The sequence below is a fragment of the Pontibaca methylaminivorans genome (assembly GCF_900156525.1).
Lineage (GTDB): Bacteria > Pseudomonadota > Alphaproteobacteria > Rhodobacterales > Rhodobacteraceae > Pontibaca > Pontibaca methylaminivorans.
In genome coordinates, this window is record NZ_FTPS01000001.1 from 1,444,802 (window position 1) to 1,470,400 (window position 25,599).

General features: G+C 67.1%; 23 protein-coding genes. 12 read left to right on the forward strand and 11 right to left on the reverse strand.

The genetic code is table 11. The features are described 5' to 3' along the window. Window positions 1-24: 24 nt before the first annotated feature. The 3 genes from dnaN to gyrB all read left to right on the forward strand — a co-directional run bounded on the left by dnaN (window position 25) and on the right by gyrB (window position 4,851). Window positions 25-1,143 (forward strand): DNA polymerase III subunit beta, encoded by a 1,119-nt coding sequence (gene dnaN, locus B0B01_RS07110; RefSeq protein WP_076649036.1) that lies wholly within the window; start codon window positions 25-27, stop codon window positions 1,141-1,143. Between the two features lie 56 nt (window positions 1,144-1,199). After that, window positions 1,200-2,339, forward strand: coding sequence for a DNA replication/repair protein RecF (recF, locus tag B0B01_RS07115; protein WP_076649038.1), 1,140 nt, complete (start codon window positions 1,200-1,202; stop codon window positions 2,337-2,339). A 94-nt stretch (window positions 2,340-2,433) separates the two neighbouring features. After that, entirely contained in the window at window positions 2,434-4,851 is a 2,418-nt protein-coding gene (gene gyrB / locus B0B01_RS07120) for a DNA topoisomerase (ATP-hydrolyzing) subunit B (protein WP_076649040.1), read from the forward strand. Between the two features lie 42 nt (window positions 4,852-4,893). Here the strand turns inward: gyrB and B0B01_RS07125 are convergent, their stop codons facing one another. After that, window positions 4,894-5,298: an MliC family protein gene (locus tag B0B01_RS07125; protein WP_076649042.1), complete on the reverse strand. Its 405-nt coding sequence runs from the start codon at window positions 5,296-5,298 to the stop codon at window positions 4,894-4,896. A 198-nt stretch (window positions 5,299-5,496) separates the two neighbouring features. Between B0B01_RS07125 and panB the strand changes: the two genes are divergently transcribed. After that, window positions 5,497-6,276 (forward strand): 3-methyl-2-oxobutanoate hydroxymethyltransferase, encoded by a 780-nt coding sequence (panB, locus tag B0B01_RS07130; RefSeq protein ID WP_076649044.1) that lies wholly within the window; start codon window positions 5,497-5,499, stop codon window positions 6,274-6,276. A gap of 43 nt (window positions 6,277-6,319) precedes the next feature. Here panB and B0B01_RS07135 read toward each other — a convergent pair whose 3' ends face one another. Then, entirely contained in the window at window positions 6,320-7,552 is a 1,233-nt protein-coding gene (locus B0B01_RS07135) for an SAM-dependent methyltransferase (protein WP_076649046.1), read from the reverse strand. Window positions 7,553-7,761: 209 nt separating this feature from the next. On the opposite strand from B0B01_RS07135, the gene aspS reads away from it, so the two are divergent. Then, window positions 7,762-9,540: an aspartate--tRNA ligase gene (aspS, locus tag B0B01_RS07140; RefSeq protein WP_076649048.1), complete on the forward strand. Its 1,779-nt coding sequence runs from the start codon at window positions 7,762-7,764 to the stop codon at window positions 9,538-9,540. Beyond that, entirely contained in the window at window positions 9,540-10,298 is a 759-nt protein-coding gene (locus tag B0B01_RS07145) for a BglII/BstYI family type II restriction endonuclease (RefSeq protein ID WP_076649050.1), read from the forward strand. Before aspS ends, B0B01_RS07145 begins: the two co-directional genes overlap by 1 nt. Here the strand turns inward: B0B01_RS07145 and B0B01_RS07150 are convergent. Beyond that, window positions 10,271-10,903: an MT-A70 family methyltransferase gene (locus B0B01_RS07150; protein ID WP_076650105.1), complete on the reverse strand. Its 633-nt coding sequence runs from the start codon at window positions 10,901-10,903 to the stop codon at window positions 10,271-10,273. The genes B0B01_RS07145 and B0B01_RS07150 overlap by 28 nt on opposite strands. A 164-nt stretch (window positions 10,904-11,067) precedes the next feature. On the opposite strand from B0B01_RS07150, the gene bluB reads away from it, so the two are divergent. Further along, window positions 11,068-11,691, forward strand: coding sequence for a 5,6-dimethylbenzimidazole synthase (gene bluB / locus B0B01_RS07155; protein WP_076650106.1), 624 nt, complete (start codon window positions 11,068-11,070; stop codon window positions 11,689-11,691). A gap of 15 nt (window positions 11,692-11,706) precedes the next feature. Here bluB and B0B01_RS07160 read toward each other — a convergent pair whose 3' ends face one another. Together B0B01_RS07160 and trhO are read right to left on the reverse strand one after the other, a co-directional pair. Further along, window positions 11,707-12,939, reverse strand: a complete 1,233-nt coding sequence (locus B0B01_RS07160; RefSeq protein ID WP_076649052.1) for a lytic murein transglycosylase — start codon at window positions 12,937-12,939, stop codon at window positions 11,707-11,709. Window positions 12,940-13,081: 142 nt separating this feature from the next. Continuing rightward, window positions 13,082-13,990, reverse strand: a complete 909-nt coding sequence (gene trhO / locus B0B01_RS07165) for an oxygen-dependent tRNA uridine(34) hydroxylase TrhO (protein WP_076649054.1) — start codon at window positions 13,988-13,990, stop codon at window positions 13,082-13,084. A 119-nt stretch (window positions 13,991-14,109) separates the two neighbouring features. Here trhO and pncA point away from each other — a divergent pair, with 119 nt between their 5' ends. From pncA to glpK, 3 genes are read left to right on the forward strand one after another with little or no spacing between them, the layout of a single operon-like run. Next, window positions 14,110-14,703, forward strand: a complete 594-nt coding sequence (gene pncA / locus B0B01_RS07170; protein ID WP_083946088.1) for a bifunctional nicotinamidase/pyrazinamidase — start codon at window positions 14,110-14,112, stop codon at window positions 14,701-14,703. Window positions 14,704-14,739: 36 nt separating this feature from the next. Beyond that, complete coding sequence (gene pncB, locus B0B01_RS07175) at window positions 14,740-16,032, forward strand: nicotinate phosphoribosyltransferase (RefSeq protein ID WP_076649058.1); 1,293 nt, start codon at window positions 14,740-14,742, stop codon at window positions 16,030-16,032. Between the two features lie 33 nt (window positions 16,033-16,065). Next, window positions 16,066-17,550, forward strand: a complete 1,485-nt coding sequence (glpK, locus tag B0B01_RS07180) for a glycerol kinase GlpK (RefSeq protein WP_076649060.1) — start codon at window positions 16,066-16,068, stop codon at window positions 17,548-17,550. Here glpK and B0B01_RS07185 read toward each other — a convergent pair. The 6 genes from B0B01_RS07185 to B0B01_RS07210 form a co-directional block, all read right to left on the reverse strand. Next, window positions 17,547-18,572, reverse strand: coding sequence for a P1 family peptidase (locus B0B01_RS07185; protein ID WP_076649062.1), 1,026 nt, complete (start codon window positions 18,570-18,572; stop codon window positions 17,547-17,549). The genes glpK and B0B01_RS07185 overlap by 4 nt on opposite strands. Before the next feature lie 91 nt (window positions 18,573-18,663). Beyond that, window positions 18,664-19,083: an alternative ribosome rescue aminoacyl-tRNA hydrolase ArfB gene (arfB, locus tag B0B01_RS07190; protein WP_076649064.1), complete on the reverse strand. Its 420-nt coding sequence runs from the start codon at window positions 19,081-19,083 to the stop codon at window positions 18,664-18,666. 266 nt (window positions 19,084-19,349) lie between these two features. After that, window positions 19,350-19,976: a queuosine precursor transporter gene (locus tag B0B01_RS07195; protein ID WP_076649066.1), complete on the reverse strand. Its 627-nt coding sequence runs from the start codon at window positions 19,974-19,976 to the stop codon at window positions 19,350-19,352. A 95-nt stretch (window positions 19,977-20,071) separates the two neighbouring features. Continuing rightward, window positions 20,072-20,959: an esterase-like activity of phytase family protein gene (locus B0B01_RS07200; RefSeq protein ID WP_076649068.1), complete on the reverse strand. Its 888-nt coding sequence runs from the start codon at window positions 20,957-20,959 to the stop codon at window positions 20,072-20,074. Next, window positions 20,932-21,792 (reverse strand): penicillin-insensitive murein endopeptidase, encoded by an 861-nt coding sequence (mepA, locus tag B0B01_RS07205; RefSeq protein ID WP_076649070.1) that lies wholly within the window; start codon window positions 21,790-21,792, stop codon window positions 20,932-20,934. The genes B0B01_RS07200 and mepA overlap by 28 nt, the downstream gene beginning before the upstream one ends. Then, on the reverse strand, window positions 21,765-23,123 hold the full coding sequence (locus B0B01_RS07210) for an MFS transporter (protein WP_076649072.1): 1,359 nt from the start codon (window positions 23,121-23,123) through the stop codon (window positions 21,765-21,767). Before B0B01_RS07210 ends, mepA begins: the two co-directional genes overlap by 28 nt. A 133-nt stretch (window positions 23,124-23,256) precedes the next feature. Here B0B01_RS07210 and B0B01_RS07215 point away from each other — a divergent pair, with 133 nt between their 5' ends. Together B0B01_RS07215 and recQ are read left to right on the forward strand one after the other, a co-directional pair. Next, window positions 23,257-23,544, forward strand: a complete 288-nt coding sequence (locus B0B01_RS07215) for a YggT family protein (protein ID WP_076649074.1) — start codon at window positions 23,257-23,259, stop codon at window positions 23,542-23,544. After that, window positions 23,544-25,586, forward strand: a complete 2,043-nt coding sequence (gene recQ, locus B0B01_RS07220; protein WP_076649076.1) for a DNA helicase RecQ — start codon at window positions 23,544-23,546, stop codon at window positions 25,584-25,586. Before B0B01_RS07215 ends, recQ begins: the two co-directional genes overlap by 1 nt. Window positions 25,587-25,599: the final 13 nt, after the last annotated feature.

A 25,599-nucleotide genomic window follows, 5' to 3' on the forward strand; every position in this document is an offset into this window, starting at 1 on the left:
GACGCAGGCGGAGAAAGGACAGAGATGAAGATCAGCATCGAACGCAGCGCGCTGTTCAGGGCCGCGTCCCAAGCCCAGTCGGTGGTGGAACGGCGCAACACGATCCCGATTCTGGCGAATGTGCTGATCGAGGCCGAAGGCGATGCGGTCCGGTTCCGCGCGACCGATCTGGATGTCGAGGTGGTGGATACCGCCCCCGCCCAGGTCGAACGCGCCGGCGCGACCACCGTTGCCGCGACCCTGCTGCATGAAATCGTGCGCAAGCTGCCCGAGGGGGCGCTGGTCACGCTGGCCCATGACGGCGCGTCGGAGCGCCTGCTGATCGAGGCCGGGCGGTCGAGCTTTTCGCTCGCCACGCTGCCGCGCGAGGATTTCCCCGTCATGGCCTCGTCGGAATATGAAAGCGAATTCGCCATTCAGGCGGCGGTGCTGCGGCGGCTTTTCGACAAGTCCCGCTTTGCCATTTCGACCGAGGAAACCCGCTATTACCTGAACGGCGTCTACCTGCATGTTTCGGATGCCGACGGCGGCAAGGTGCTGCGGGCCGTGGCGACGGACGGGCACCGCCTGGCGCGGGTCGATGCCGACCTGCCGTCGGGCGCGGCAAACATGCCGGGCGTGATCGTGCCGCGCAAGACGGTGCTGGAACTGCGCAAGCTGCTCGAGGATGACGAGGCGGAAATCCGGGTCTCGGTCAGCGAGACCAAGGTGCGCTTTGCCATGCCCGCGATCACCCTGACGTCAAAGGTGATCGACGGCACCTTCCCCGATTACAGCCGCGTGATCCCGCAGGGCAATCCGCGCCGGCTCGAGGTCGATGCGGCGGAATTCGCCCGCGCGGTCGATCGGGTCGCCACCGTGTCATCGGAACGCGCCCGGGCGGTCAAGCTGCAGCTTGAAGAGGACCGGATGGTGCTTTCGGTGAACGCCCCGGACAGCGGCGCCGCCGAAGAGGAACTCGCCGTGGCCTATGGCGACGAGCGGCTCGAGATCGGCTTCAATGCGAAATACCTGCTGGAGATCGTGGCGCAGGTGGATCGCGAGAATGCGGTGTTCTTTTTCAACTCGGCCAGCGACCCCGCGCTCATGCGCGAGGGGAACGACGCGAGCGCGATCTATGTCGTGATGCCGATGCGGGTCTGATCCCGCGCGGCCGGGGCCGGTTGCGGGACGGATCGGGGCGTGCGTCCCGGAGATGAATGACCGACGATTCGCATCAGAGCGGCGACAGGCCGGCGCAGGCGGCGGCGCTGCTTGAACTCGGCCTTCTGCATTTCCGCTCGCACGGGGCTGCGCGGCTTGCGCTCGACACCCGTCCGGTGGTGCTGTTCGGGCCGAACGGGGCCGGCAAGACCAATCTTCTCGAGGCGGTGTCGCTGCTGTCGCCGGGCCGGGGGCTGCGGCGCGCGACGCCCGGTGAGATTGCGCGCCGCCCCGATGCGCCGGGCTGGGTCGTGCGGGGAACGGTCCGCACGCAGGCGGGGCTGCGCGAGGTCGAGACCCGCTCCGAGCGCGGCGCATCGCGCGAGGTTCGGATCGACGGCAAATTGGTGCCGCAACTGGCGCTCGGGCGGTTGCTGCGGATCCTGTGGCTGATCCCCTCCATGGACCGGCTCTGGATCGAGGGGGCCGAGGGGCGGCGGCGCTTTCTCGACCGTGTGACCATGAGCTTTGTCCCCGATCACGCCGGCGCGACGCTGGATTACGAAAAGGCCATGCGCGAGCGCAACCGCCTGCTCAAGGATCAGGTGACGGATCCGGGCTGGTATGAGGCGCTCGAGGCGCAGATGGCGCGGGCGGGCACACAGATCCATCAGAACCGGCTTGCGGCGCTCGGCCATCTGCGCGCGGCGCAGGAAGGGGCCGAAACCGCCTTTCCGGCCGCCGGGCTTGCGCTCGATAACGGCACTGGCGGCTGGGACGGCGCCGAGGGGACCTTGCGCGAGATGCTGGCGCAGGGGCGCGCACGCGACATGGCCGCGGGGCGCACGCTCGCCGGGCCGCATCGTGCCGACCTGCTTGCCCATTACGCGGCCAAGGGCATCAATGCGCGGGACTGTTCGACCGGCGAACAGAAGGCGCTGCTGCTGTCGCTGATTCTGGCCAATGCGCGTGCGCTCGCTGCCCTGGGTGGCGAAGTCCCGGTGCTGCTGCTCGACGAGGTGGCGGCGCATCTGGATGCAGGCCGCCGGGCGGCGCTTTACGACGAGATCTGCGCGCTTGGTGCACAGGCCTGGATGACCGGAACGGAGCGGGCGATCTTTGACGACCTGGGCCGGCGCGCGCAATTCATCCATGTCGGCGAGGCCGCGGGACTCTCGACACTGGACCCGGACTGACAGCGCCCTGCGGTCTTTGGCGGAATCGGGGCAAGCGCGTGACAATCCGTGCCGGAAGTCCTATAGAGAGGCCACAATCGCAAAGGATTAGTGGATGGCTCAGGACGCACAGGCGATCGAGAATTACGACGCTGATTCCATCAAGGTTCTCAAGGGGCTGGACGCGGTGCGCAAGCGCCCCGGCATGTATATCGGCGACACCGACGACGGCTCGGGCCTGCACCACATGATCTATGAGGTGGTCGACAACGGCATCGACGAGGTGCTGGCCGGCCATGCCGACGTGGTGAGCGTGACCATCCATGCGGATTCCAGTGTGTCGATTACCGACAACGGGCGCGGCATCCCGGTCGGAATCCACGAGGAAGAGGGCGTCTCGGCCGCCGAGGTCATCATGACCCAGCTGCATGCAGGCGGGAAATTCGACCAGAACAGCTACAAGGTGTCGGGCGGCCTGCACGGGGTCGGGGTGTCAGTGGTGAACGCGCTGTCCGACTGGCTCGAACTGCGCATTTTTCGCAACGGCAAGGAACATGTTGCCCGTTTTGAACGCGGCGAAACGGTCGAACACCTGCGCGTTGTGGGCGACGCGAACGGGCGCAGCGGCACCGAGGTGCGTTTCCTCGCCTCGACCGAGACATTCTCGAACCTGAACTATGATTTTCAGACCCTGGAAAGGCGCCTGCGCGAACTGGCCTTCCTGAACTCCGGCGTGCGCATCCACCTGGCCGACGAACGCCCCGAGGAACCCGTCCGCGTCGAGCTGTTCTATGACGGCGGGGTGCGTGAATTCGTCAAGTACCTTGACCGCTCCAAGTCTCCGATCCTGTCCGAGCCGGTTCATATCGTGGGCGAGCGCGACGACATCGTGGTCGAGGTGGCGCTCTGGTGGAACGACAGCTATCACGAGACGGTGCTTCCCTTCACCAACAACATTCCCCAGCGCGACGGCGGGGCGCATCTGGCCGGGTTCCGCGGCGCCCTGACGCGCACGGTGAACAACTACGCCCAGTCGAGCGGCATCGCGAAAAAGGAAAAGATCGCGCTGTCGGGCGACGATGCCCGCGAGGGCCTGACCTGCGTGCTTTCGGTCAAGGTGCCCGATCCCAAGTTCTCCAGCCAGACCAAGGACAAGCTGGTTTCCTCCGAGGTGCGCCCCGTGGTCGAGGCTCTCGTCGGCGAGAAGCTGGCCGAATGGTTCGAGGAAAACCCGAACGAGGCGCGGCTCGTGGTCGGCAAGATCGTCGAGGCGGCCGTGGCGCGCGAGGCGGCGCGCAAGGCGCGCGACCTGACCCGTCGAAAATCCGCCATGGACGTGAATTTCCTGGCCGGCAAGCTCAAGGACTGTTCGGAAAAGGATCCGTCCAAGACCGAACTGTTCCTGGTCGAGGGCGACAGCGCCGGCGGCAGTGCCCAGACCGGGCGGGACCGCGGCACCCAGGCGATACTGCCGCTGCGGGGCAAGATCCTGAACGTCGAGCGGGCCCGGTTCGACCGGATGCTGTCCAGCCAGGAGATCGGCAATCTGGTGATGGCGCTCGGCACCGGGATCGGGCGTGATGAATTCGACATCTCGAAGCTGCGCTATCACAAGGTCATCATCATGACCGACGCCGATGTGGACGGTGCCCATATCCGCACGCTGCTGCTGACGTTCTTCTATCGCCAGATGCCCGAACTGATCGAGCGGGGGCATCTCTATATTGCACAGCCGCCGCTTTACAAGGTGACGCGCGGGCGCTCCGAGGTCTATCTCAAGGATCAGGCGGCGATGGACGATTACCTGGTCCGGCAGGGGATCGAGGGCAGCGCGCTGCGCCTTGGCAACGGCGAAGAGATCGGCGGACAGGATCTTCTGCGCGTGGTCGAGAATGCGCGCCAGCTTCAGCGCGTGCTGGAGGCGTTCCCGACCCACTATCCGCGTCATATTCTTGAACAGACGGCGATCGCGGGCGGTTTCGCCGCCGGGGCGGTCGAATCGGATCTGGAGGACGTGGCGGCGCGGATCGCGGCGCGGCTCGATCTGGTGGCGCTGGAATACGAACGCGGCTGGGAGGGCCACGTGACCGAGGAGGGCGGCATCCGCCTGACCCGCATGTTGCGGGGGGTGGAGGAACTGCGCCTGCTCGACGGGGCGATGCTGCGCTCGCCCGAGGCCCGCCGCACCGGGACACTGACCCGCAACCTGCAGGATATCTATGCCGCCCCGGCAAGCCTTTTGCGCAAGGACCGGCGCGAGCCGATCCACGGGCCGCTCGAACTGCTGGCCGCGATCCTCGAGGAAGGCGAACGGGGAATTTCGGTGCAGCGCTACAAGGGGCTCGGTGAAATGAACCCGGATCAGCTTTGGGAGACCACGCTCGATCCCGATGCGCGCACCTTGCTGCGGGTCAAGATCGACGACGTGGCCGATGCCGACGACCTGTTCACCAAGCTGATGGGCGACGAGGTCGAGCCGCGCCGCGAATTCATCCAGCGCAATGCGCTGAGCGTCGCCAACCTCGATTTCTGAAACATCCGGCCGGGGCAGAGGGCGCGGCCGGGATCGCTGCGGTTACTCCTGCTCCGGCTGTTCCGGGCCGTCCTCGCCCTCGCTCTCGTCCGCGTCCTCGGTGGAGTGGCAGTCGCGGGGATTGTCGGGGTCGGACAGATCGGTGAGCGTCGCCGATGACCCCTTGGTCCACCATTCGTATTCGCCCGAGACATAGCGCGCGCCCGATGCCGCGATCACGTTGACGAAAATGCGGTCCTCGCCGTCGATCGGCACCAGAGCAAGCGAATTGCCACCCGCATTCACATATTGCACCGCATAGGTTCCATCCGGGTCGCACTGATACTCCATGGACAGGATCGTCGTCTCGGCATCCGGTTCGAGCGGCAGCGAGACGTTGACGCCGGCGAGGGCCGGCAGCGAAAAGGCGGCGAGCAGGGGAACCGCCGCGGCAAGATAGGTCTTCATCGGTCACTCCGTCTTTGGTGCGGGGCACGACACCGCCCGGGCGGCCCGGAGTCAAGGGACCATGGTGCGCCGCCCGCCCGGAGCCCCGGCAGGGCGGCAGTTGCAGCCGGACCCGCGCCCCGTTATCATCCGTCCGCCCGAGACCTGTCGAAAGGATTTGCCGTGAGCACCGTTGTCGCAACTAAATCCTTGAGTGTCATGGATATTCGCGCCCGCAAGGGCGGCGTGCCGCTGGTCTGCCTGACCGCCTATACAACGCCGATCGCGCGCATCGTGGACAAGGAATGCGACCTTGTTCTGGTCGGTGACAGCGTCGGCATGGTGCTGCACGGGTTGCCCTCGACGCTTCCGGTCACGCTCGACATGATGATCATGCACGGGAAGGCCGTGGCGCGGGGGCTCGAACATGCGCTCATGGTGGTTGATCTGCCTTTCGGCAGCTACGAGCAGGGTCCGCAGCAGGCATTCGCGAGCGCCGCGCGCATCATGGCGGAAACCGGCGCCGCGGCGGTCAAGCTGGAAGGCGGACGGCGGATCGCCGGGACGATCCGCTTTCTGGTGGAGCACGGCATCCCGGTTCTTGCCCATGTCGGCATGACCCCGCAATCGGTGAATGCCTACGGCGGCTATCGCGTGCAGGGCAAGGGCGAGAGCGCCGACGAGATCCATGCCGATGCCCGCGCCGTGGCCGATGCGGGCGCATTCGCCGTGGTGCTGGAAAAGATGCCCGCCGGGCTGGCCGACCGGATCACGGCCGATCTTGCCATTCCGACGATCGCCATCGGCGGCTCGGCCGGTTGTGACGGCCAGATTCTGGTGATCGACGACATTCTGGGCCTGTTTGATGATTTCAAACCGAATTTCGTCAAACGCTATGCGCATCTCGCGAAGGACGCCGCCACCGCCGTCGCGGCCTATGCGGACGACGTGCGCAACCGCAGCTTTCCCGAGGACGAGCACGTGATCCGGGACAACTGAGCGGACGGCACCCGCGCCCGCCCGCGCGTGGCCGGAGCGGTGCCTATTCGGCGGCTTCGCGCGCGGCAGGAATGGTGCGGTCGCGGTAAAGATAATCGCGCGTCAGCGGCACCACGTTGCGTTCCTGCCCGATCTGAAGCTGGAACACACCAAGCCGGCCGACCTCGAAGGTGACGATGCAGGCGATCAGGTAGAAGCGCCACATGCGGATGAACCGCTCGTCATACATCTTGCGCACATCCTCGATCCGGGCGTCGAACCGTTCGAGCCAGTGGCGCAGCGTCATGGCATAGTGCAGGCGCAGGATCTCGATATCGAGATACCAGAGCCCGGCATTTTCCACCGGGACCGCGAGTTCGGAAAGCGAGGGGATATAACCGCCCGGAAAGATGTATTTGTCGATCCAGGGCGAGGGCACGTCGGGCGGCGCATTGCGTCCGATCGTGTGAATGAGCGCGACCCCGTCAGCGGTGAGCAGCTTGCCGACCTGGTTGAAATATTCGGCGTAATGGGGCGCTCCGACATGTTCGAGCATGCCGACCGACACGATGCGATCGAACGACTCGGACAGTTCGCGGTAATCCTGCAGGCGGAAATCAAGCTGATCCTCGAGCCCGGCCTCGCGGGCACGGGCCTTTGCGGTGGCAAGCTGGTTCTTCGACAGGGTAACCCCGGTCACATGGGCGCCGAAATCGCGCGCGAGCGTCAGCGCCATGCCGCCCCATCCGCAGCCGATGTCGAGCACGCGCATCCCCGGCTCGATCTGGAGCTTGCGGGCGATATGCGCCTTTTTCGCGGCCTGTGCCTCGGCCAGCCCGGTTTCCGGGGTCTCGAAATAGGCGCAGCTGTATTGCATGTCCTCGTCGAGAAACAGACGGTAAAGATCGTCCGAAATGTCGTAATGATGGGCCACATTGGCGCGGGCGCTTTTGCGGGTGTTGCGCATGAGCGGCCCGCGCAGAACATAGCGCCCCCATTCGACCGCGCGCACCCAGAGCGGGGCGAAATCCGTTGAAAGGTTGCTCATGAGAAGGCGCAGCAGCGTGTCGAGATCGTCGCCCTCGATCACGATGCGCCCGTCCATGTAGCCCTCGCCCAGGGCGAGTTCGGGGTTCATGCAGAGCGCGCGCAGCGTGGCGTCGTCCCTGACGGCGATATCGGACTCGTAACCGCCTCCCGGTCCGTAGTCCCGGCGGGATCCGTCCGGCATCGTGACTTCCAGCCGCCCGCTTCGGATCAGTCGCGACGCCATCTTGTCGAAAACGGTCTGCCACATATCCGCACTCGCCTCCCGCATTCCCTATGATCTGCGCGATCGACGCCTTCGCGCGGCGCATAGCTTAGGTCAATCAGAAATGAAGGGAAACCGTTAATCCTTTCGCGCGGACCGGGCGCAACCCTTGACTTTGACCCCCCGGCACGGTGTATCGGCCCGATACGTTCCGCCGGTTTTCACCCGCCTGCTTTACCTGAAGGACAAAGCTCATGCATGCCTATCGCAGCCACACCTGTGCCGATCTTCGCGCCGCGAATGTCGGAGACACGGTCCGCCTTTCCGGCTGGGTGCACCGGGTGCGCGATCATGGCGGCGTGCTTTTCGTCGATCTGCGCGACCATTACGGGCTGACGCAGGTGGTGGCGGACGGCGACAGCCCCGTTTTCGCCGAGATCGAAAAGCTGCGCAGCGAATGGTGCATCCGCATCGACGGCAAGGTGCTGGCGCGCGACGAAAGCCTGGTGAACCCCAAGCTGCCGACCGGCGAGATCGAGGTCTATGCCAGCGCCATCGAGGTTCTGGGCGCGGCCCGCGAACTGCCGCTGCCGGTGTTCGGTGATCAGGACTATCCCGAGGAAACCCGCCTGCGCTATCGCTATCTCGACCTGCGCCGCGAGGCGATGCAGAACAACATGAAGCTGCGCGCCGATGTCGTCGCCTCGATGCGCCGGCGCATGTGGGACAGCGGCTTCCGCGAATATCAGACCCCGGTCATCACCGCCTCGTCGCCCGAGGGCGCGCGCGATTTTCTGGTGCCTTCCCGCCTGCATCCCGGAAAATTCTACGCGCTGCCGCAGGCGCCGCAGCAGTTCAAGCAGTTGATCATGGTGTCGGGGTTCGACCGGTATTTCCAGATCGCGCCCTGTTTCCGCGACGAGGATCCGCGTGCCGACCGTTCGCCCACGGATTTCTACCAGCTCGACATGGAGATGTCCTTCGTCACGCAGGACGATGTGTTTGCGACGATCGAGCCGGTGCTTTCCGGCATCTTTCACGAATTCGGCGCGGGCCGTGTGGTCGATGCCGACTGGCCGCGCATCCCCTATGCCGAGGCGCTGCTGAAATACGGCACCGACAAGCCCGACCTGCGCAACCCGATCGAGATGCAGGATGTGTCGGACCATTTCCGCGGCTCGGGTTTCAAGATCTTCGCGAAGCTGCTCGAACAGGAAGGCACCGAGATCCGCGCCATCCCCGCCCCCACGGGCGGCTCGCGCCGGTTCTGCGACCGCATGAACGCCTATGCCCAGAAAGAGGGCCTGCCGGGGATGGGTTATATCTTCTGGCGCGAAAGCGAGGGCGCGATGGAAGCCGCCGGCCCGCTGGCCAAGGCGCTCGGCCCCGAGCGGACCGAGGCGATCCGCGCCCAGCTTGGCCTTGGCACTGGCGATGCGGCCTTCTTCCTCGGCGGTCACGCGGCGGAGTTCGAAGGCTTTGCCGGCCGCGCCCGCAGCGAGATCGGGCAGGAACTGGGGCTGATCGACGAGAACCGGTTTGCCTTTGCCTGGATCGTCGATTTCCCCATGTACGAAAAGGATGCCGAGGGACGGATCGACTTTTCGCACAACCCGTTTTCCATGCCGAAGGGCGGGCTCGAGGCGCTGTCGGGCGATCCGCTTGCGATCACCGGCTATCAGTATGACCTGGCCTGCAACGGCTACGAGGTGCTGTCGGGGGCGATCCGCAACCACCGCCCCGAAATCATGTTCCGCGCCTTCGAGATCGCCGGCTACGGCGCCGACGAGGTGCGCGCGCGCTTCGGCGGCATGGTCAACGCGTTCCAGTATGGCGCCCCGCCGCATGGCGGCTGCGCGGCCGGGATCGACCGCATCGTCATGCTGCTGGCCGACGAGGAGAACATCCGCGAGGTCATCATGTTCCCCATGAACCAGCGTGCCGAGGATCTGATGATGAACGCCCCGTCCGAGGCCGGCGCGGAACAGTTGATGGAGCTTGGCCTGCGGCTCATCCCGCAAGACAAGGGCTGATGTTCGAGCGGCTGCGCGAGGCGGGTTTCGACGTTGCCGCGCGCAACCATGCCGAGGCGATCCTCGCGGTCGATTTCCCGGACGAAATGCGGGAACTGGTCGCCGCCCTGCTGGAGGTGCGGATTCCCGTGGCCGAGCTTATCGCTTCGGGCGGGGGTGAGGCGCGCTCCACCCAGCGGCTGCGCCGGGTGCTCGACGCCGCCGGGTGGGGCAAGCACAACTTCCGCATCGAGACCACCGTTGACGGCGTTCCGCTCGGTGACGGCACCAGCCACGAGATCGACCACGTGCGTCAGGCGGTGAACGGGCGGATCGCGCTTGAAATCGAGTGGAACAACAAGGATCCGTTCTTCGATCGCGACCTAGAGAGTTTCCAGCGCCTGCATGCGCAGTCGGTGATCTCGGTCGGCATGATCGTGACCCGCGGTGCGGCGCTTCAGGCGGCGATGCAGGAACTTGTCGCCGGTTTCCTGACCGCGGCCGGTATCGACGACGAAGAACCGCTGCGGGCCATCGGCATGAAGGACCGCACCGCCCGCCAGCGCGAAAGCGTGCGCCGCGCCATGGACGCCGGGCAGGATTTCGCGCCCGCCTTTGCCCGCAGCTTTGTGGCCGACAAGTTCGGCATGGCCACCACCCATTGGAAAAAGCTGACCGACCGGGTGAACCGGGGCGTCGGCAATCCCTGTCCGCTTCTGCTGATCGGCCTGCCGCGCAGGACGGTGCTGCCCTATTCGGCGGCGACGCCCGAGTTGTAGGAATAGGTTTTCCAGTCGGGCTTGTAATCGGCATCGGCCTGGTTGCCCCAGACCGTCCAGCCCTCGCGGACGCCGCGGCCGAACAGTTCCAGATAAGGCCCCCAGGAGCAGCTTTCGATCAGGTCGTATTGCTCGTCCGGCTTGCGTGAATGTTCGCGTTTGCGGGTCTGGAGCATGTTCACCTGCCGCCGCCCCGGCGCCAGCGTGCGCGCGTTGGTGCCCTTGGTGCCGAACAGCAGGATTTCGGTCACGTTGCGGAAATAGAACCCGACGCCCCGCCCGTCGCTGCCGCCGTCCTTGCGAATCTTGTGCCAGATGATGTTCGACTTGTAGTCGAACCCCCAGGCCGCGAGCACCCGCAGCCCCTCGGGCAGCAGCGCATTCGGCACCCAGAGATAGCAATGCGCCCGCTCCTCGAGGTGATCGGCAACCGGCAGGGCGCAGATCTCGTCAAGCGTCATGGTCGGATAACGCGACAGGCGCTTGTGCTCGGGCGCGACCTTGCCGGTGCGATTGGTGAACCGCCACGGCGGATCCGCCATGACGGTTGCAAAACGGTCGCGTCCGAGGAAATCGGACAGATCCTGGCTGGCAGCATGTCTCATGCCCGGCATATTGCGGTATCCGTCCTGACTTGTCACCTGGGTCTTGTCACCCGGTCCCGGGGGCGCTCGCGGAACAATATGCGAACATTCCACGAATGACAAGCATCGGGGTTGCGCGCCATGCTATCCTGTGCCGAGACATGCGAACCCTGCCGGAGGCGGCGATGAAATTCGATGCGAATGACCGCGAAACGCTGCTGCGTATCCTGCGCTGGCGCCGCGATGTGCGCCATTTCCGCACCGATCCTGTTGCGCCCGCGGTGATCGCGCGGCTGCGCGCGGCGATGGATGCTGCGCCATCGGTCGGCAATGCGCGGCCCTGGCGGGTGCTTCGGGTCGAGGATCCCGCCATACGCGCCCTGATCCGGGCGAATTTCGAAGCCTGCAATGATAGGGCAGCGCAGGGCTATGACGGGGTGCAGGCGCGCGAATACCGGGCGCTGAAGCTCGCCGGGCTCGACCGCGCGCCGCTGCAGCTTGCCGTATTCACCGAAACCGATCCCGAGGCCGGGCACCGGCTGGGGCGCGCCACCATGCCGGAAACGTTGCGGCAATCCACGGCGATGGCGATCCATACGCTCTGGCTGGCGGCGCGGGCCGAAAATATCGGCATGGGCATGGTCTCGATCCTTGAACCCGAGGTGGTCGAGCGCGCGCTTTCCGTGCCGGGCAACTGGGAGTTCGCCGCCTGGCTCTGCCTTGGCCATGCCGAGTTCGACGACGATACGCCGCTTCTGCACCGTGAAGGCTGGCAGGAAAACAGCGCGACGGAATGGGAGCGGCGCTGACGCTGCCGCCTGGCCCTAGCCCAGTTGCGCCAGCAGCTCGCGCGAGGGCTCTCCCGTGACCGCGATGCCGTTGCGGCGCTGCCAGGCGCGGATCGCCTCCTGCGTCTTTGCGCCGATCACACCGTCCGCATCGCCCGCGTCGAATCCGGCCGCGTTCAGCCGCCGCTGGAGCGCAACCCGGTCGTCTTTCGTCAGCCCGTGGCGATCCGGTGGAAAGCGCGCCTGCAGCGGCCCCGCGCCCCGGATCCGGTCGGCAAGATGCCCGACGCCGATGACGTAATTTTCGGCGTTGTTGTAGCGCGTGATCACGGTGAAGTTGCGGAACACAAGGAATGCCGGGCCGCGCGTCCCCATGGGCATCAGGATCGACCCCGCGCCGTGATCGGGAAGCGATCCGCCGGCAACGGGCCGCACGCCCATCCCGGCCCAGGCCGATGTGCCGCGCGTCGTGCCGCGCCCCGCAAGCGCCGGGTTGAACCCTTCGGGCAGGGCGACCTCGATGCCCCAGGGCTGCCCGCGGGTCCAGCCGGACCGCCTGAGATAGGCGGCGGTCGAGGCCAGCGCGTCCGTCGGGTCGTCCGACCAGATGTCGCGCCGCCCGTCGCCGTCGAAATCGACCGCATAGGCCAGATAGGATGTGGGAATGAACTGGGTGTGCCCCATGGCGCCGGCCCAGCTTCCGGTCATGCGCTCGGGCGTGGTGTCGCCGGACTGGAGGATCTTCAGCGCCGCGATCAGTTGGCTTTCAAAGAACGATCCCCTGCGCCCGTCATAGGCCAGCGTCGAGACGGCCGAGATCACCGGCGCGTCGCCGCGCCGCTCGCCATAGCGGCTTTCGAGCCCCCAGACGGCGGCAACGACCGGGGCATCGACGCCATAGCGCGACTCGATCGCCTGCAATGTCGCGTTGTGGCGCTGGAAGGCGGCGCGCCCTTTCGAGATGCGTTCGTCCGAGGCGGCGATGGACAGGTAATCTTCGAGCGTGCGGGTGAATTCGGTCTGGTTGCGGTCGCGTTCGATCACGCCGGGCAGGTAACCGGCACCGCGAAAGGCGCGGTCGAGCGTGGCGGCAGAGATGCCCTGCGCCTGCGCGCGCGGGCGGAAGGCCGCAACCCAGGTATCAAAGCCGGGGTTCGGCTCGGTTTGCCAGGTCTCGCCCGCGGGCGACAGACGCAGCGCACCGCCGCTGCAGGCGGCCAGCATCCCGGCCGCGCCCATGAGGATCGTGTTGCGTCTGGTGAATGTCATCGCTGCTCGCTGCCCCGTATTTCGGCCTGTGTTTTCTATTTCGGCCTGTGTTTTCTGCTTTTCGCAACAGTCTAGCGGCCGCGGCAGCAGGGGCAAAGCGGGGATTTGCGGCAAGGCCGGGTTCTGCCGATGCCGGGCGGTGTCAGCCGGCGGCGGGCAGGTGGGTTTCGCCGCGCGCGCGGGCCAGTGCGATCTGGCGGCGCCGTTCGCGGAAGCGCGCCTTGTCGCTGGCGCTGGTCTCGTCATGGCAGTGATGGCACGAAACGCCGGCCTCGTATTCGGGGCGCGCCCTGTCCTCGGGCAGGATCGGGCGGCGGCAGCCGTGGCACAGCAGATGCGGCCCCCGCTCCAGCCCGTGGCCGACGCTCACGCGGTTGTCGAAGACGAAACAGTCACCATGCCAGAGGCTGTCTTCGGCCGGCACCTTTTCCAGATAGTTCAGGATGCCGCCCTTCAGGTGGAACACCTCCTGTTCGCCCTGGCCAAGCAGCCAGTTGGTCGATTTCTCGCAGCGGATCCCGCCGGTGCAGAACATGGCGATGCGCTTGTTGTGGAACCGCGCGCGGTTCTCTTCCCACCAGGCCGGGAAGTCGCGGAAACTTTCGGTGCCGGGGTCGATCGCGCCCTCGAAACTGCCGATCGCCACCTCGTAATCGTTGCGGGTGTCGATCACCACCACATCAGGGGCCGAGATCAGCGCGTTCCATTCCTCGGGCTCGACGTAATGGCCGACCCGGGCGCGCGGATCCACGCCGGGTTCTCCCATGGATACGATCTCGCGCTTGAGGCGCACCTTGAGCTTGCCGAACGGGGCGCCGGGGCTGGTCGCTTCCTTCCATTCGAGGTCGCGGCAACCGGGCAGCGCCCGGATATGGGCAAGCACCGCGTCGATGCCGGCCCGCGGCCCGGCGATGGTGCCGTTGATCCCCTCCTGCGCAAGCAGCAGCGTTCCCTTCACCCCGCCGGCCTCGCAGACGGCGAGAAGCGCGGGCTCCAGCGCGCCGGGATCATCGAAGCGGGTGAAATGGTAAAGCGCGGCGATCACATGCATGGTGGCGATCTACGCAGGATGAGCGGGTCACGCAAGAGTTCCGCGCGTGAGCGTCGCATTGACGCAGACACCGGCGCACCCTACCCATTTGCGAGGTTCAAGAAACGGGAGGTTCCCTGATGACCAGCGCCCTGCTCGTGATCGACATCCAGAACGATTTCTGCCCCGGCGGCGCGCTCGCCGTGCCGGAAGGCGACCGGATCGTGCCCCGCATCAACGCGATGATGGCCGAACACCGCGCGGTGATCCTGACCCAGGACTGGCATCCGGCCGGGCACCGGTCCTTCGCATCGAGCCACGCCGACCGGCTGCCTTACGAAATGATCGAGATGCCCTATGGCCCGCAGGTGCTGTGGCCGGATCACTGCGTGCAGGGAACGAAAGGGGCGGAGTTTCACCCCGAACTCGATATGGACCGCGCCGACATGATCATCCGCAAGGGTTTCCGCCCGGAGATCGACAGCTATTCCGCGTTCTTCGAAAACGACCGCAAGACGCCGACCGGGCTCGAGGGCTATCTGCGCACGCGGGGGATCCGCGACCTCACGCTTGCGGGGCTCGCCACCGATTTCTGCGTGCATTATTCTGCCGTGGATGCGGCGCGCCTTGGCTTCAGCGTGACCGTCTGCACCGAAGCAAGCGGTGCGATCGACCTCGACGGGTCGCTCGCCGCCGCGCTTGCGGCAATGAAAGAGGCGGGCGTGCGGCTTTAGCCGCTTCAGGCCGCGGACCGACAGGAGAGCACCCTCATGGTCGATATCGCCACCCGCGTTTATAACCACAAGTGGAAGATCGACCCGATCGTGCGCTCGCTGATCGACACCGATTTCTACAAGCTGCTGATGTGCCAGTCGATTTTCCGAAATCGCCCTCATACGCGCGTCACATTCAGCCTGATCAACCGGTCGACCCATGTGCCGCTCGCCGAACTGGTTGATGAGGGAGAGCTGCGCGAACAGCTTGACCATATCCGTTCGCTTTCGCTTTCGCCGGGCGAAAGCACATGGCTGCGCGGCAACATGTTCTATGGCAAGCGCCAGATGTTCCGCCCCGATTTCATGGAGTGGTTCGAGAACCTGCGCCTGCCGCCCTATCACCTCGAGCGTCGCGGCGATCAGTATCACCTGAGCTTCGAGGGATCATGGGCCGAGGTGACGCTTTGGGAAATTCCGGCGCTCGCGGTGTTGATGGAACTGCGCAGCCGCGCGGTCCTGAACCGGATGGACCGGTTCGAACTGCAGGTGCTCTATGCCCGCGCCATGACCAAGCTCTGGGAAAAGGTCGAGCGGCTGCGCGGTATCGAGGGGCTCAACCTCGCCGATTTCGGCACCCGGCGGCGGCATTCCTTCCTCTGGCAGGACTGGTGCGTTCAGGCCCTGCGCGAGGGGCTCGGGGCGGCCTTTGTCGGCACCTCGAACTGCAAGATCGCCAAGGATCGCGAGATGGAGGCGATCGGCACCAATGCGCACGAACTGCCGATGATCTATGCGGCCCTTGCCGACAGCGATGCCGAACTGGCCCGCGCCCCCTATGACGTGCTTTCGGACTGGCACGAGGAACACGACGGCAACCTGCGGGTGATCCTGCCCGACACCTACGGCACGAAGGAGTTTCTCGACAAGGCGCCGGACTGGCTGGCAAGCTGGACCGGCATCCGCGTGGACAGCGGCGACCCCGTAAAGGGCGCGGAGCTTGCCATCGAGTGGTGGAAATCCCGCGGCGAGGATCCGCGCAAGAAGCTCGTGATCTTTTCCGACGGGCTCGAAGTGGACAATATCATCGCCCTGCACCGCCGGTTCGCCCATCGGGTGCGGCCCTCCTTCGGCTGGGGAACGCTGCTGACCAATGATTTCCGCAGCCTCGTGCCCGGTGATGCGCTCGCGCCGTTTTCGCTGGTGTGCAAGGCGGTCTCGGCCGACGGGCGCCCGACGGTCAAGCTTTCGGACAACCCGGAAAAGGCCATGGGGCCGCGGGACGAGATTGCCCGCTACAAGCGCGTCTTCGGCATCGGCGAACAGGAGCGGATCCCGGTCACGGTCTGATCCGGCCGGGCGCGAAACAAAACAGGGGGCGGCATGGCGCATATCCTTGCGATCGACCAGGGAACCACGTCGAGCCGGGCGATCCTGTTCGACGCGCAGATGAAACGGTGCGCGCTGGCGCAGCAGGAGTTCGCGCAGCACTTCCCCGCCGCCGGCTGGGTCGAACACGACCCCGAAGAGATCTGGTCAACCGTGCTTGCCACCGCGCGCGGGGCGCTGGACCAGGGCGGCATCGCGGCGCGCGATCTGGCAGGCATCGGCATCACCAACCAGCGCGAAACCACGATCCTGTGGGAGCGCGACAGCGGACGCCCGCTCGCCCCGGCGATTGTCTGGCAGGACCGGCGCACCGCGGCGATCTGTGCGGAACTGCGCGACAGCGGTCATGCGGAACGGGTAAGTGCCCTCACCGGGCTCGTGATCGACCCGTATTTTTCCGCCACCAAGGTGAAATGGATCCTTGACCGCGATCCGGGGTTGCGGGCCCGGGCGCTGCGCGGCGAAATCCTGTTCGGCACCGTTGATACATTCCTGATCTGGCGGCTGACCGGCGGAAAGGTGCATGCAACCGATGCGACCAACGCCGCGCGCACCATGCTGTTCGACATCCATGCGGGGTGCTGGAGCGCCGCGCTTTGCGATCTGTTCGGCGTGCCCATGGCGATGCTGCCCGAGGTGCGCGATTGCGCCGGCGATTTCGGCGTGACCGACCCGGACATCTTCGGTGCAAGGGTGCCGATCCTTGGTGTTGCCGGCGATCAGCAGGCGGCGGCCATGGGGCAGGCCTGTTTCACGCCCGGCATGATCAAGGCGACTTATGGCACTGGCTGTTTTGCCCTGCTGAACACCGGGGCCGAGCCGGTCGCCTCGCGCAGCCGGCTGCTCACCACCATCGCCTGGCAGCTTGACGGGGCGCGGGCCTATGCGCTTGAAGGATCCATTTTCGTGGCCGGCGCCGTGGTGCAATGGCTGCGCGACGGGCTTGGCCTGATCGACAGGGCCGAAGACAGCGGCGCGCTTGCCGCGGCGGCCGACAGCGAACAGGATCTGGTGATCGTGCCGGCCTTCACCGGGCTTGGCGCGCCGCATTGGGCGGCCGAGTGCCGCGGTGCCGTGTTCGGGCTCACCCGCAATTCCGGCCCGGCCGAGTTCGCCCGCGCGGCGCTTGAAAGCGTGGCCTTCCAGACCCGCGACCTCTGGGAAGCGATGCGCGCCGACTGGGAGGGGGCGGGCGAAACCGTGCTGCGGGTCGATGGCGGCATGTGTGCAAGCGACTGGACCATGCAGGCGCTGGCCGACACGCTGGGTGCGCCGGTCGATCGCGCCCTGGTGCTCGAGACCACGGCGCTGGGCGCGGCCTGGCTTGCCGGGATGGCCGCCGGGATTTATCCGGGGATGGCCGAGTTCTCGCAAGGCTGGGCCTGCGAGCGGCGTTTCGAGCCGCGGTCCGGGCCGGAGCTGCGCGAGCGGCGCTACCGGCGCTGGCAGCGCGCGGTCCGGGCGGCGATCAGCGTCTAAGGCGTGGCGGCGGTGCCCTCGCGGTTCACCTCGCTCCAGCAGGGCAGGATGTCGCCGGGGGCGGGGCGGGCCAGCCAGACCCCCCGGGCGATGGCGCGGGCCAGGCACAGCGCCGCCGCATGGCCGATCTCCAGCAGATCGTCGCGCGATGCGGGGTGCAGGTCCGTTGACAGCGCGAACACCAGATCGCCGTCATAGGGCGTATGCGAGGGCACGACCGCGCGGGCGATCCCGGCGTGCGCAGCGATGGCGAGCCGCTGGCAGCCGGCCTTGTCGAGCGTCGCATCGGTCGCGACGATGGCGATCGTGGTGTTCGCGCGCATGTCGCGCTGCTGCATCGCCTCCCATTTGATGCTGTCGATCCGGTGCCCGATGCCGCTGGACGGGTCCGGGCCAAGGCCGCCGAACTCGGCGCCGATCTCGAACGGGGCGGCCCAGAAATGGCGCCGCCCGGGCGTGGTCACGCAGCCGACCGGATTGACCGCGACAAGGGCGCCGACCGAAATGCCGCTGTCCAGCACGACGGAGGCCGAGCCGAGCCCGCCCTTCAGTGTCCCGCTCAGCGCGCCGGTGCCGGCGCCGCTGCTGCCGAGCGTGAAATCGGGGGCTGCAGCGTGAAAGGCGCGTTCGCCCAGCGCCCGCCAGGGGTTTTCGGGCCAGTTCCTGTCGCCCCCGTTCAGCAGATCGAACAGGATCGCCCCCGGCACGATCGGCACGCATACATCGCCCACGCGGTAGCCCCGCCCCGCCTTGCGCAGCGCATCGGCGACCCCCGAGCAGGCATCGAGCCCGAAGGCCGAGCCGCCGGACAGCACCAGCGCATCGACCCCGGCAACGGATCGGTCCGGCGCCAGCAGGTCGGTTTCCCGCGTGCCCGGGGCCCCGCCCATCACGTGCACGGCGGCGGTAAAGGGCGAATCGGCAGTGAGCACGGTGGTGCCCGATTTCAGCACCGCATCACCCGCATTGCCGACCCGCAGGCCCGTAATGTCGGTGATGAGGTTGCGCGCGCCCGGAATCATGCCGGCCGCCGTGCCCCTGTCCGGCCGCGGGGGCCTCCGGCGGGGATATTTTTTCGCCAGAAGAAGACGGGGCGTCCGGTCATTTCGGAGGTCATTCTTCGGAGACGGGGCCGCGCAGCGTCTTGATCCGGCTGCGGGCGCGTTTGGTGTCGAGGCGGCGGCGTTTCGAGGCCAGTGTCGGGCGGGTCGGGATGCGCCGCTTTGGCGCGACGAGCGCGCGGCGGACGAGGTCGGCCAGCCGTTCGCGGGCGATGTCGCGGTTTCGCGCCTGGCTGCGGCTTTCGCTGCACTGGATGATGATGGCGCCCTCGCTGTTCCAGCGCCGCCCGGCGATGCGTTTCAGCCGTGCCTTGACCGGCGGTGGCAAGGACGGCGAGCGCGCCGCCTCGAACCGCAGTTCGACCGCGGTTGCGACCTTGTTCACGTTCTGCCCGCCCGGGCCCGACGCCTGGATGAAGCTTTCGGTGAGTTCCCAGTCTTCGAGAGAAATCTCGTCGGTAATCCGCAACATGGGTGGATGTTAGCGCGTGCCGCGCGACACAGGAAGGGCCGCCCGTTGCGCGGACGGCCCCGAAAGCTTTCGGAAGGCGGTGCCGGTCCGACACCTGTGCCGGATCAGACCGGATACCGGATGCCCGGGGCTGCCCTAGCGCCCGGCCTCCGTACCTGTTCCGACACCACGTTCCATTATCTTTCTCGACACTGGACCACCTCCTTTTCTTGCTGTTGAACCTGCGGGCAGGGTGCCATGGACCGGCGCAAATACCAAACGATATTTCAGGCAGTCCGCAGATGGCGGCCGAACCGCGCGACGATCATGCGGAAGGGGACGAGCGCGAGGAGCGCGAGCGCGAGCTTGACCATCCAGTCGGCAAGCGCGAGCGATACCCAGAGCGGCAGGGCCGGGCCGAGCCCGAGCAGCGGCAGCACCTCGTTCGCCCAGGCGATGTCCGCGCCGGGATCAATCATCGCGAGCCGGGCCGAGAAGGCGATGGTGAAGAAAAGCACCGTGTCGACCATCGAGCCGAGCAGGGTCGAGACCAGCGGCGCCTGCCACCAGCTGCGCCGCCGCAGCGCCGCGAAGATCGCGACATCGAGCATCTGCGCGGTGAGGAAGGCGGTGCCCGAGGCGAGCGCGACCCGCAGCGTGACGATCGGCCCCGATATGCCCATGATCTGCGTGCCGATCAGCGAGCAGGCGACGCCGGTCAGGAACCCCGCGAACACCACGCGCCGGGCCGCCGCAGCGCCATGGAAGCGGTTGGTGAGGTCGGTCACCAGGAACGCCAGCGGATAGGTGAAGGCCCCCCAGGTGAGCCATTGCCCGAACAGGAACTGCACGAGGATGTTCGAGGCCACCACGATGGCGGCCATGGCGATGATGCCGGGGAGATAGCGACGCATGTGCCGGGTCCGTTTTGACAAGGTTGCGGAAACTTGGCCCTCCGGGGCGGCTGCGGGATAGCGCGGGCAGGCGCGGCATGCAAGCGCCCGCGGCGCTAGTCGGGCAGCCGGTATTCCACAAGCTCGGTGCGCTGGAGAAAGAAGAAATTGTCATCCGACACCATGGTGGCGCGCAGCCGGCCCCTGTCGTCGCGCCAGATGGCGACGCCTTCGAGGTTGTCATGGGTGCCGGTCGCGGTTTCGAGCAGGGTTTCCTCGTCATGGGGCCGGTCGCCGTCGATACGCCAGCGGCGCAGCCGGCTTTGGAACCCGAGCGGCGGATTGAAGGCGCGCTCCAGCACATAAAGCCGCCCGTCGGGGCCGAAATCCGCGCCCACGGGAACGAAGCGCCCGCGCGGCGGCAGGGTGAAGGGCACGGACCATTCCCTGCCGTCCCAGCGGAAGACCGGGATCGCGCCGCTGGCGTCGCGCCATTCCTCGGGCATCGTGTAAAGACGGCCCCGGTCGTCGATCGCAAGCGATTCGAGCGAACCGTTCCGGGGCATCTCGCGGAACGCCGGAGGGCGGGGCAGCACATGGGCCTTGCTGTCGGGGCGATCATAGCGAACGACGCGCGTGCGCCCTTCGAAGGAGACGTAGATCGTGCCGTCCCCGGCGATGGCGAGTCCCTCCGAATCGGCCCCCGGGCCTTTCAGGCGCCTGCCGACCGCCGATTTCAGATGTGCGGGCTCGCCGGTCGCGATCGCGGCGATCCGGCCGTCTTCGCGGGTGACGCGCGTGCGCAGCAGCACGCCCTCGTCGCTCAGCACCGTCATTTCGATGCCGTCGGCCGATATGTCGATGCCCGACCAGCCGCCGAACCATGGCTCGTCGATCTGCCAGCGCGCACTGTGCAGATGCACCCCCGCCGGGTGGCCGGCGGCGGCGGGAACGCAGACGAGCGCAAGCGCGAGGATCAGTTTTGTTGCAGGACGGAAACGCATTGCGCGGGCAGGTCGGCGAGGGTGTATTCCCGCTTGGGCTGGGGTTTGGGCGCATTCGGATCAGGCGGCGGCGGGTTCAGGATGTTGTTGACCCATTGCTGTGCCTCGGCGCAGCCGTCGCCGGGGGGCGGCGGATCCTGATCGACGCAACCCGCAGCGCCTTTGGGGCAATTGAGCCGGACGTGGAAATGGGTCTGGTGGCCCCACCACGGGCGGATCTTGCGCAGCCAGTCGCGGTTGCCGGTGGCCTCCTGGCAAAGGCGCACCTTGGCCCCGGGAAAGATGAAGATGCGGGCGACGCGCTTGTCCATGGCGGCGGCGCGCAGGATCAGGTGATGCGCCGCGCTCCAGTTCTCGTTGACGAAGGCGCCGTTCGGACTGCTGAGTGAGATCGAGGAGATATTCTCGCGCTGCTGCGGCGTGAGGTCGAGCCGGGTCGCCGGCAGCAGCCAGATGTCGGCGTCGAGCCCGATCTGGTGACTGGCATGGCCGGTGCGCATCGGTCCGCCGCGGGGCTGGCTGATGTCACCGATGTAAAGCCCGCTCCAGCCGGGCTGCTGCGCGGCATAGGCGCTGAGCCCGGCAAGGAAGTTCAGCGTCTCGGGGTGGCCCCAGTTGCGGTTGCGCGACAGCCGCATCGCCTGCCATGTGGGGCCGGTTTCGGCAAACTGCATCGCCCCGGCGACACAGCCGCGCGAATAGCCCCCGAAAGCGGCCGGCTGATGCGGCGATCCATTCCGCACCGCGCCGAAAAGCTGTTTGGCGAGCGGTTCGGCGCTTGCCGGCAGGGCAAGGGCGATGACCATCAGGCAGGCTGTGACGATGCGTCCCATGTGCGATCTCCGTCAGGTTTGACCCAGGTTAGCAGGAACAGGCCCGCAAGGAACAGCAGGATCAGCGGCGCGACGCCCAGTTGCTGGCTGCCCGTGGCCCAGGTGGCGATGCCGATCGCGAGCGGGGCAAGGAACGACGTGGCCTTTCCCGAAAGCGCGTAAAGGCCGAAGGCTTCGGTCATGCGGGCGGGATCCGCCTGCCGCACCATCATGGTGCGGCTTGCCGCCTGCAGGACGCCGCCGGCGGCGCCGATCGCCATGCCGACCACGTAAAACAGCGCATCGGGCAGGACCGACCCCGGCGCGACCGCGATCCCGAACACCGACTGACGCGAAATGAACAGGATCGCGCAGGCCACCAGCAGAAGCAGCAGGTTGCAGGCCACGATCACGGGCTTCGGCCCGAGCGCACTGTCCGCCCGGCCGCCGATCCAGGCGAAGACCGCGCCCGAGACGATGGCCAGGATGCCGAAGATCCCGGTGTCGGTCACGCTCCAGTCCAGCACCCCGGCGGCGTAGATGCCGCCGAAGACATACATGCCGTTCAGCGCATCGCGGTAGAACATGGACGAGGCCAGATAGGAAAACAGGCTGCGTTCCCGCGGCAGGCGGCGCAGGGTCCGGCCGAGATCGCGCAGCGCCGCCGCCGTGGCTCTGCCGGGAGCCGGCGCCGGGCCGCGCTCGCGCATCCAGAGGAAGAACGGCACCATGAAAAGCGCATACCAGAGGGCGACGAAGGGGCCGACGAAACGGGTTCCCTCGCGCGCCTGCGGATCAAGGCCGAACAGCGGCTCGATCCCGGCAAGGGTGCGTCCGGTCGCCGGGTTTTCGGCAAACAGGGCCAGCATGATCACAAGCGCAAGCAGCCCCCCCACATAGCCGAAGGCCCAGCCGTTGCCCGAGATCCGCCCGATCTGCTCCGGCGGGCCGAGATCGGGGAGCATGGCATTGGTAAAGATCGTCGCGAATTCCATCCCGATCAGGCCAAGTGCAAAGAAGGCAAGCGTCAGCACGAGGTGGAAATCGTCGGGCCTTGCCTGCCAGAGCCCGAGGCTCCCGATCAGGTAGAGCACCGAAAAGGCGAGGATCCAGCGCATCCGGTGCCCGCCCGTGTCCGCAAGTGCCCCGAGCACCGGCGCCAGCAGCGCGATCACCACCCCGGCCAGCCCGACGCCGAACCCCCAGGCGCTTTGCGCGCCCGCACCGCTGCCGAGGATCTCCTTGACATAGGGCCCGAAGATGAAGGTCAGCAAAAGCGTGTTGTAGGGCTGGCTGGCAAAGTCGAAAAAGAACCACCCCCAGATGCGCCGGCGCGGCGAAATCACTTGCATGGCTGTCCCTTCCCTGGCCGGCCGCGAAGATGGCGGGCTTTACCCCGGCGATCAAGCCGCAACCCGCTGTTGCGGCCTTGTCCTTTTGCGCTTCTCCGCTTAGGTCAGGGGCGTTCGCAGACGGAGAGGCACGATGCAGTCCCTGTTTCAGATTCTGATGCTGTTGCTCGATGTCGTCTGGTTCATCGTCATCGCCCATGTGGTCATGAGCTGGCTCATCAATTTCCAGGTGCTGAACCTGCGCCAGCCGCTGGTGGCGCAGATCTGGCAGGGGCTGTCCCGCCTGCTCGAACCGCTCTATGCGCCGCTGCGCCGCATTCTGCCGCCCATGGGCGGGCTCGACCTGTCGCCGCTGGTGGTCCTGCTCGGCATCTTCGCCCTGCGCATCATCCTGATGAACAATAGCGCCGCCTTCTACTGATGGCGCCCGCCGCCACCGCGATCCTGCGCGAAACCTTCGGGTTCGACGATTTCCGCGCCGGCCAGGCCGAGATCATCGAGGCGGTGAGCCGCGGCGAGAACGTGCTGGCGATCATGCCGACGGGCGGGGGAAAATCGCTCTGCTACCAGATCCCGGCGCTGATGGGCGAGGGGCTTGCGGTCGTGATCTCGCCGCTGATCGCGCTCATGCGCGACCAGGTGTGCGCGCTCAGGGAAGCCGGGGTCGAGGCGGGGGCGCTGACCTCGGCCAACAGCCCCGAGGAAACCGATGCGGTCCTTGACGCGATCGGCGCCGGGCGGCTGAAACTGCTTTACATGGCGCCCGAGCGGCTGGCCTCGGCGGCGGCGCTGTCGCTCCTGCGGCGGGCGGATGTGCGACTGATCGCCGTGGACGAAGCCCATTGCGTGAGCGAATGGGGCCATGATTTCCGCCCCGATTACCTGCGCATCGGCGACCTGCGCCGCGCGCTCGACGTGCCGCTGGCGGCCTTTACCGCCACCGCCGACGAGCAGACCCGCGAGGAAATCGTGGCGCGCCTGTTTCAGGGCCATGCGCCGCGCATTTTCCTGCGCGGGTTCGACCGGCCGAACATCCACCTTGCCTTTGCCGTCAAGAACAGCCCGCGCCGCCAGATCCTTGCCTTTGCCGAGGCGCGCCGCGAACGCGCGGGCATCGTCTATTGCGCGACCCGTGCCAAGACGGAAGCGCTGGCCCGCGCGCTGCAAGAGGCCGGCCATGCCGCCTGCCATTACCACGGCGGCATGGAGCCCGATGCGCGGCGTCTGGTCGAGGAACGTTTCGCGCGCGAGGACGGGCTCATCGTCGTGGCCACGGTCGCCTTCGGCATGGGGATCGACAAGCCCGACATCCGCTGGGTCGCCCATGCCGATCTGTCCAAGAGCATCGAATCCTATTACCAGGAAATCGGCCGTGCCGGGCGCGACGGTGCCCCGGCCGAGACGCTGACCCTGTTCGGCCCCGAGGACATCCGCCTGCGCCGTGCCCAGATCGACGAGGGGCTTGCCCCGCCCGAGCGTCGCGCGATGGATCACGGGCGGCTGAATGCACTGCTCGGACTGGCCGAGGCGCAGGAGTGCCGCCGCATCACGCTGCTCGGGTTTTTCGGCGAAAGCGCGGCGCCCTGCGGCAACTGCGATCTCTGCGATGCGCCGCCGCAACTGTTCGATGCGACGACCGCCGTGCGCAAGGCGCTCTCGGCGGCGTTGCGCACGGGCGAGCGTTTCGGCGCGGGCCATCTGATCGACGTGCTGACCGGGAACGCGACCGAGCGCCTGCGCGGGCTTGGCCACGATGCCTTGCCGACCTTCGGCGTCGGGCGCGAATTTTCCCGCAGCGAATGGCAGGGCCTGTTCCGGCAGATGATGGGGCACGATCTGCTGCGCCCGGACCCGAGCCGCCACGGTGCGCTGCGCATGACCGAGGCGGCGCGCCCGATCCTGAAGGGCGAGGCAGCGATCACTCTGCGCCGCGACACGATCGCGAGCATTGAGCGCCGGCCGGTGGTGCGGGCGCTGGTGCGTGACGAGGATCAGCCGCTGTTTTCGGCGCTGCGGGCCAAGCGGCGCGCGCTGGCCGAGGCCGCATCGGTCCCGGCCTATGTGATCTTTCCCGACCGCACCCTGATCGAGATGGCCGAAAACCGTCCCGCCGACATGGACGCCATGGCGCGGATCAGCGGCGTCGGGGCGAAAAAGCTGGAGCGTTACGGCGCGGCCTTTCTCGAGGTCATCGCGGGCGAGGTGGCGCCGCTGCACCCGGCACGGCGCAGGCTTGCCGGGGGCGAGGCCGGGCCGATATACGACAGGCTGATGGAGGCGCAGGCCGAGCTGGCCCGGGGACCGGGCGGAACCGGCAAACCGCTCAGCTGCTCGCATGCGCAGCTCGCGCGGGTGGCCCGGCTGGGGGCGGCCGATGCGGATATGCTCGAGCGGCTTCTGGGAGAGCGGCGCGCCGAGCGTTTCGGCGCGGCATTTCTGGAAATCCTGCGCGCCGGTGACTGAAGGCGCGCGGCGC

Coding starts and splice junctions, on each gene's coding strand:
- B0B01_RS07150 (WP_076650105.1), bottom strand. CDS start 10,903: ATGAGACATGCTGCCAGCCAGGATCTGTCCGATTTCCTCGGACGCGAC.
- B0B01_RS07135 (WP_076649046.1), bottom strand. CDS start 7,552: ATGTGGCAGACCGTTTTCGACAAGATGGCGTCGCGACTGATCCGAAGC.
- recQ (WP_076649076.1), top strand. CDS start 23,544: ATGGCGCCCGCCGCCACCGCGATCCTGCGCGAAACCTTCGGGTTCGAC.
- trhO (WP_076649054.1), bottom strand. CDS start 13,990: ATGCATGTGATCGCCGCGCTTTACCATTTCACCCGCTTCGATGATCCC.
- B0B01_RS07210 (WP_076649072.1), bottom strand. CDS start 23,123: ATGCAAGTGATTTCGCCGCGCCGGCGCATCTGGGGGTGGTTCTTTTTC.
- aspS (WP_076649048.1), top strand. CDS start 7,762: ATGCATGCCTATCGCAGCCACACCTGTGCCGATCTTCGCGCCGCGAAT.
- mepA (WP_076649070.1), bottom strand. CDS start 21,792: ATGGGACGCATCGTCACAGCCTGCCTGATGGTCATCGCCCTTGCCCTG.
- pncB (WP_076649058.1), top strand. CDS start 14,740: ATGGTCGATATCGCCACCCGCGTTTATAACCACAAGTGGAAGATCGAC.
- arfB (WP_076649064.1), bottom strand. CDS start 19,083: ATGTTGCGGATTACCGACGAGATTTCTCTCGAAGACTGGGAACTCACC.
- B0B01_RS07160 (WP_076649052.1), bottom strand. CDS start 12,939: ATGACATTCACCAGACGCAACACGATCCTCATGGGCGCGGCCGGGATG.
- B0B01_RS07195 (WP_076649066.1), bottom strand. CDS start 19,976: ATGCGTCGCTATCTCCCCGGCATCATCGCCATGGCCGCCATCGTGGTG.
- pncA (WP_083946088.1), top strand. CDS start 14,110: ATGACCAGCGCCCTGCTCGTGATCGACATCCAGAACGATTTCTGCCCC.
- dnaN (WP_076649036.1), top strand. CDS start 25: ATGAAGATCAGCATCGAACGCAGCGCGCTGTTCAGGGCCGCGTCCCAA.
- B0B01_RS07145 (WP_076649050.1), top strand. CDS start 9,540: ATGTTCGAGCGGCTGCGCGAGGCGGGTTTCGACGTTGCCGCGCGCAAC.
- B0B01_RS07200 (WP_076649068.1), bottom strand. CDS start 20,959: ATGCGTTTCCGTCCTGCAACAAAACTGATCCTCGCGCTTGCGCTCGTC.
- panB (WP_076649044.1), top strand. CDS start 5,497: ATGGATATTCGCGCCCGCAAGGGCGGCGTGCCGCTGGTCTGCCTGACC.
- gyrB (WP_076649040.1), top strand. CDS start 2,434: ATGGCTCAGGACGCACAGGCGATCGAGAATTACGACGCTGATTCCATC.
- glpK (WP_076649060.1), top strand. CDS start 16,066: ATGGCGCATATCCTTGCGATCGACCAGGGAACCACGTCGAGCCGGGCG.
- bluB (WP_076650106.1), top strand. CDS start 11,068: ATGAAATTCGATGCGAATGACCGCGAAACGCTGCTGCGTATCCTGCGC.
- recF (WP_076649038.1), top strand. CDS start 1,200: ATGACCGACGATTCGCATCAGAGCGGCGACAGGCCGGCGCAGGCGGCG.
- B0B01_RS07215 (WP_076649074.1), top strand. CDS start 23,257: ATGCAGTCCCTGTTTCAGATTCTGATGCTGTTGCTCGATGTCGTCTGG.
- B0B01_RS07185 (WP_076649062.1), bottom strand. CDS start 18,572: ATGATTCCGGGCGCGCGCAACCTCATCACCGACATTACGGGCCTGCGG.
- B0B01_RS07125 (WP_076649042.1), bottom strand. CDS start 5,298: ATGAAGACCTATCTTGCCGCGGCGGTTCCCCTGCTCGCCGCCTTTTCG.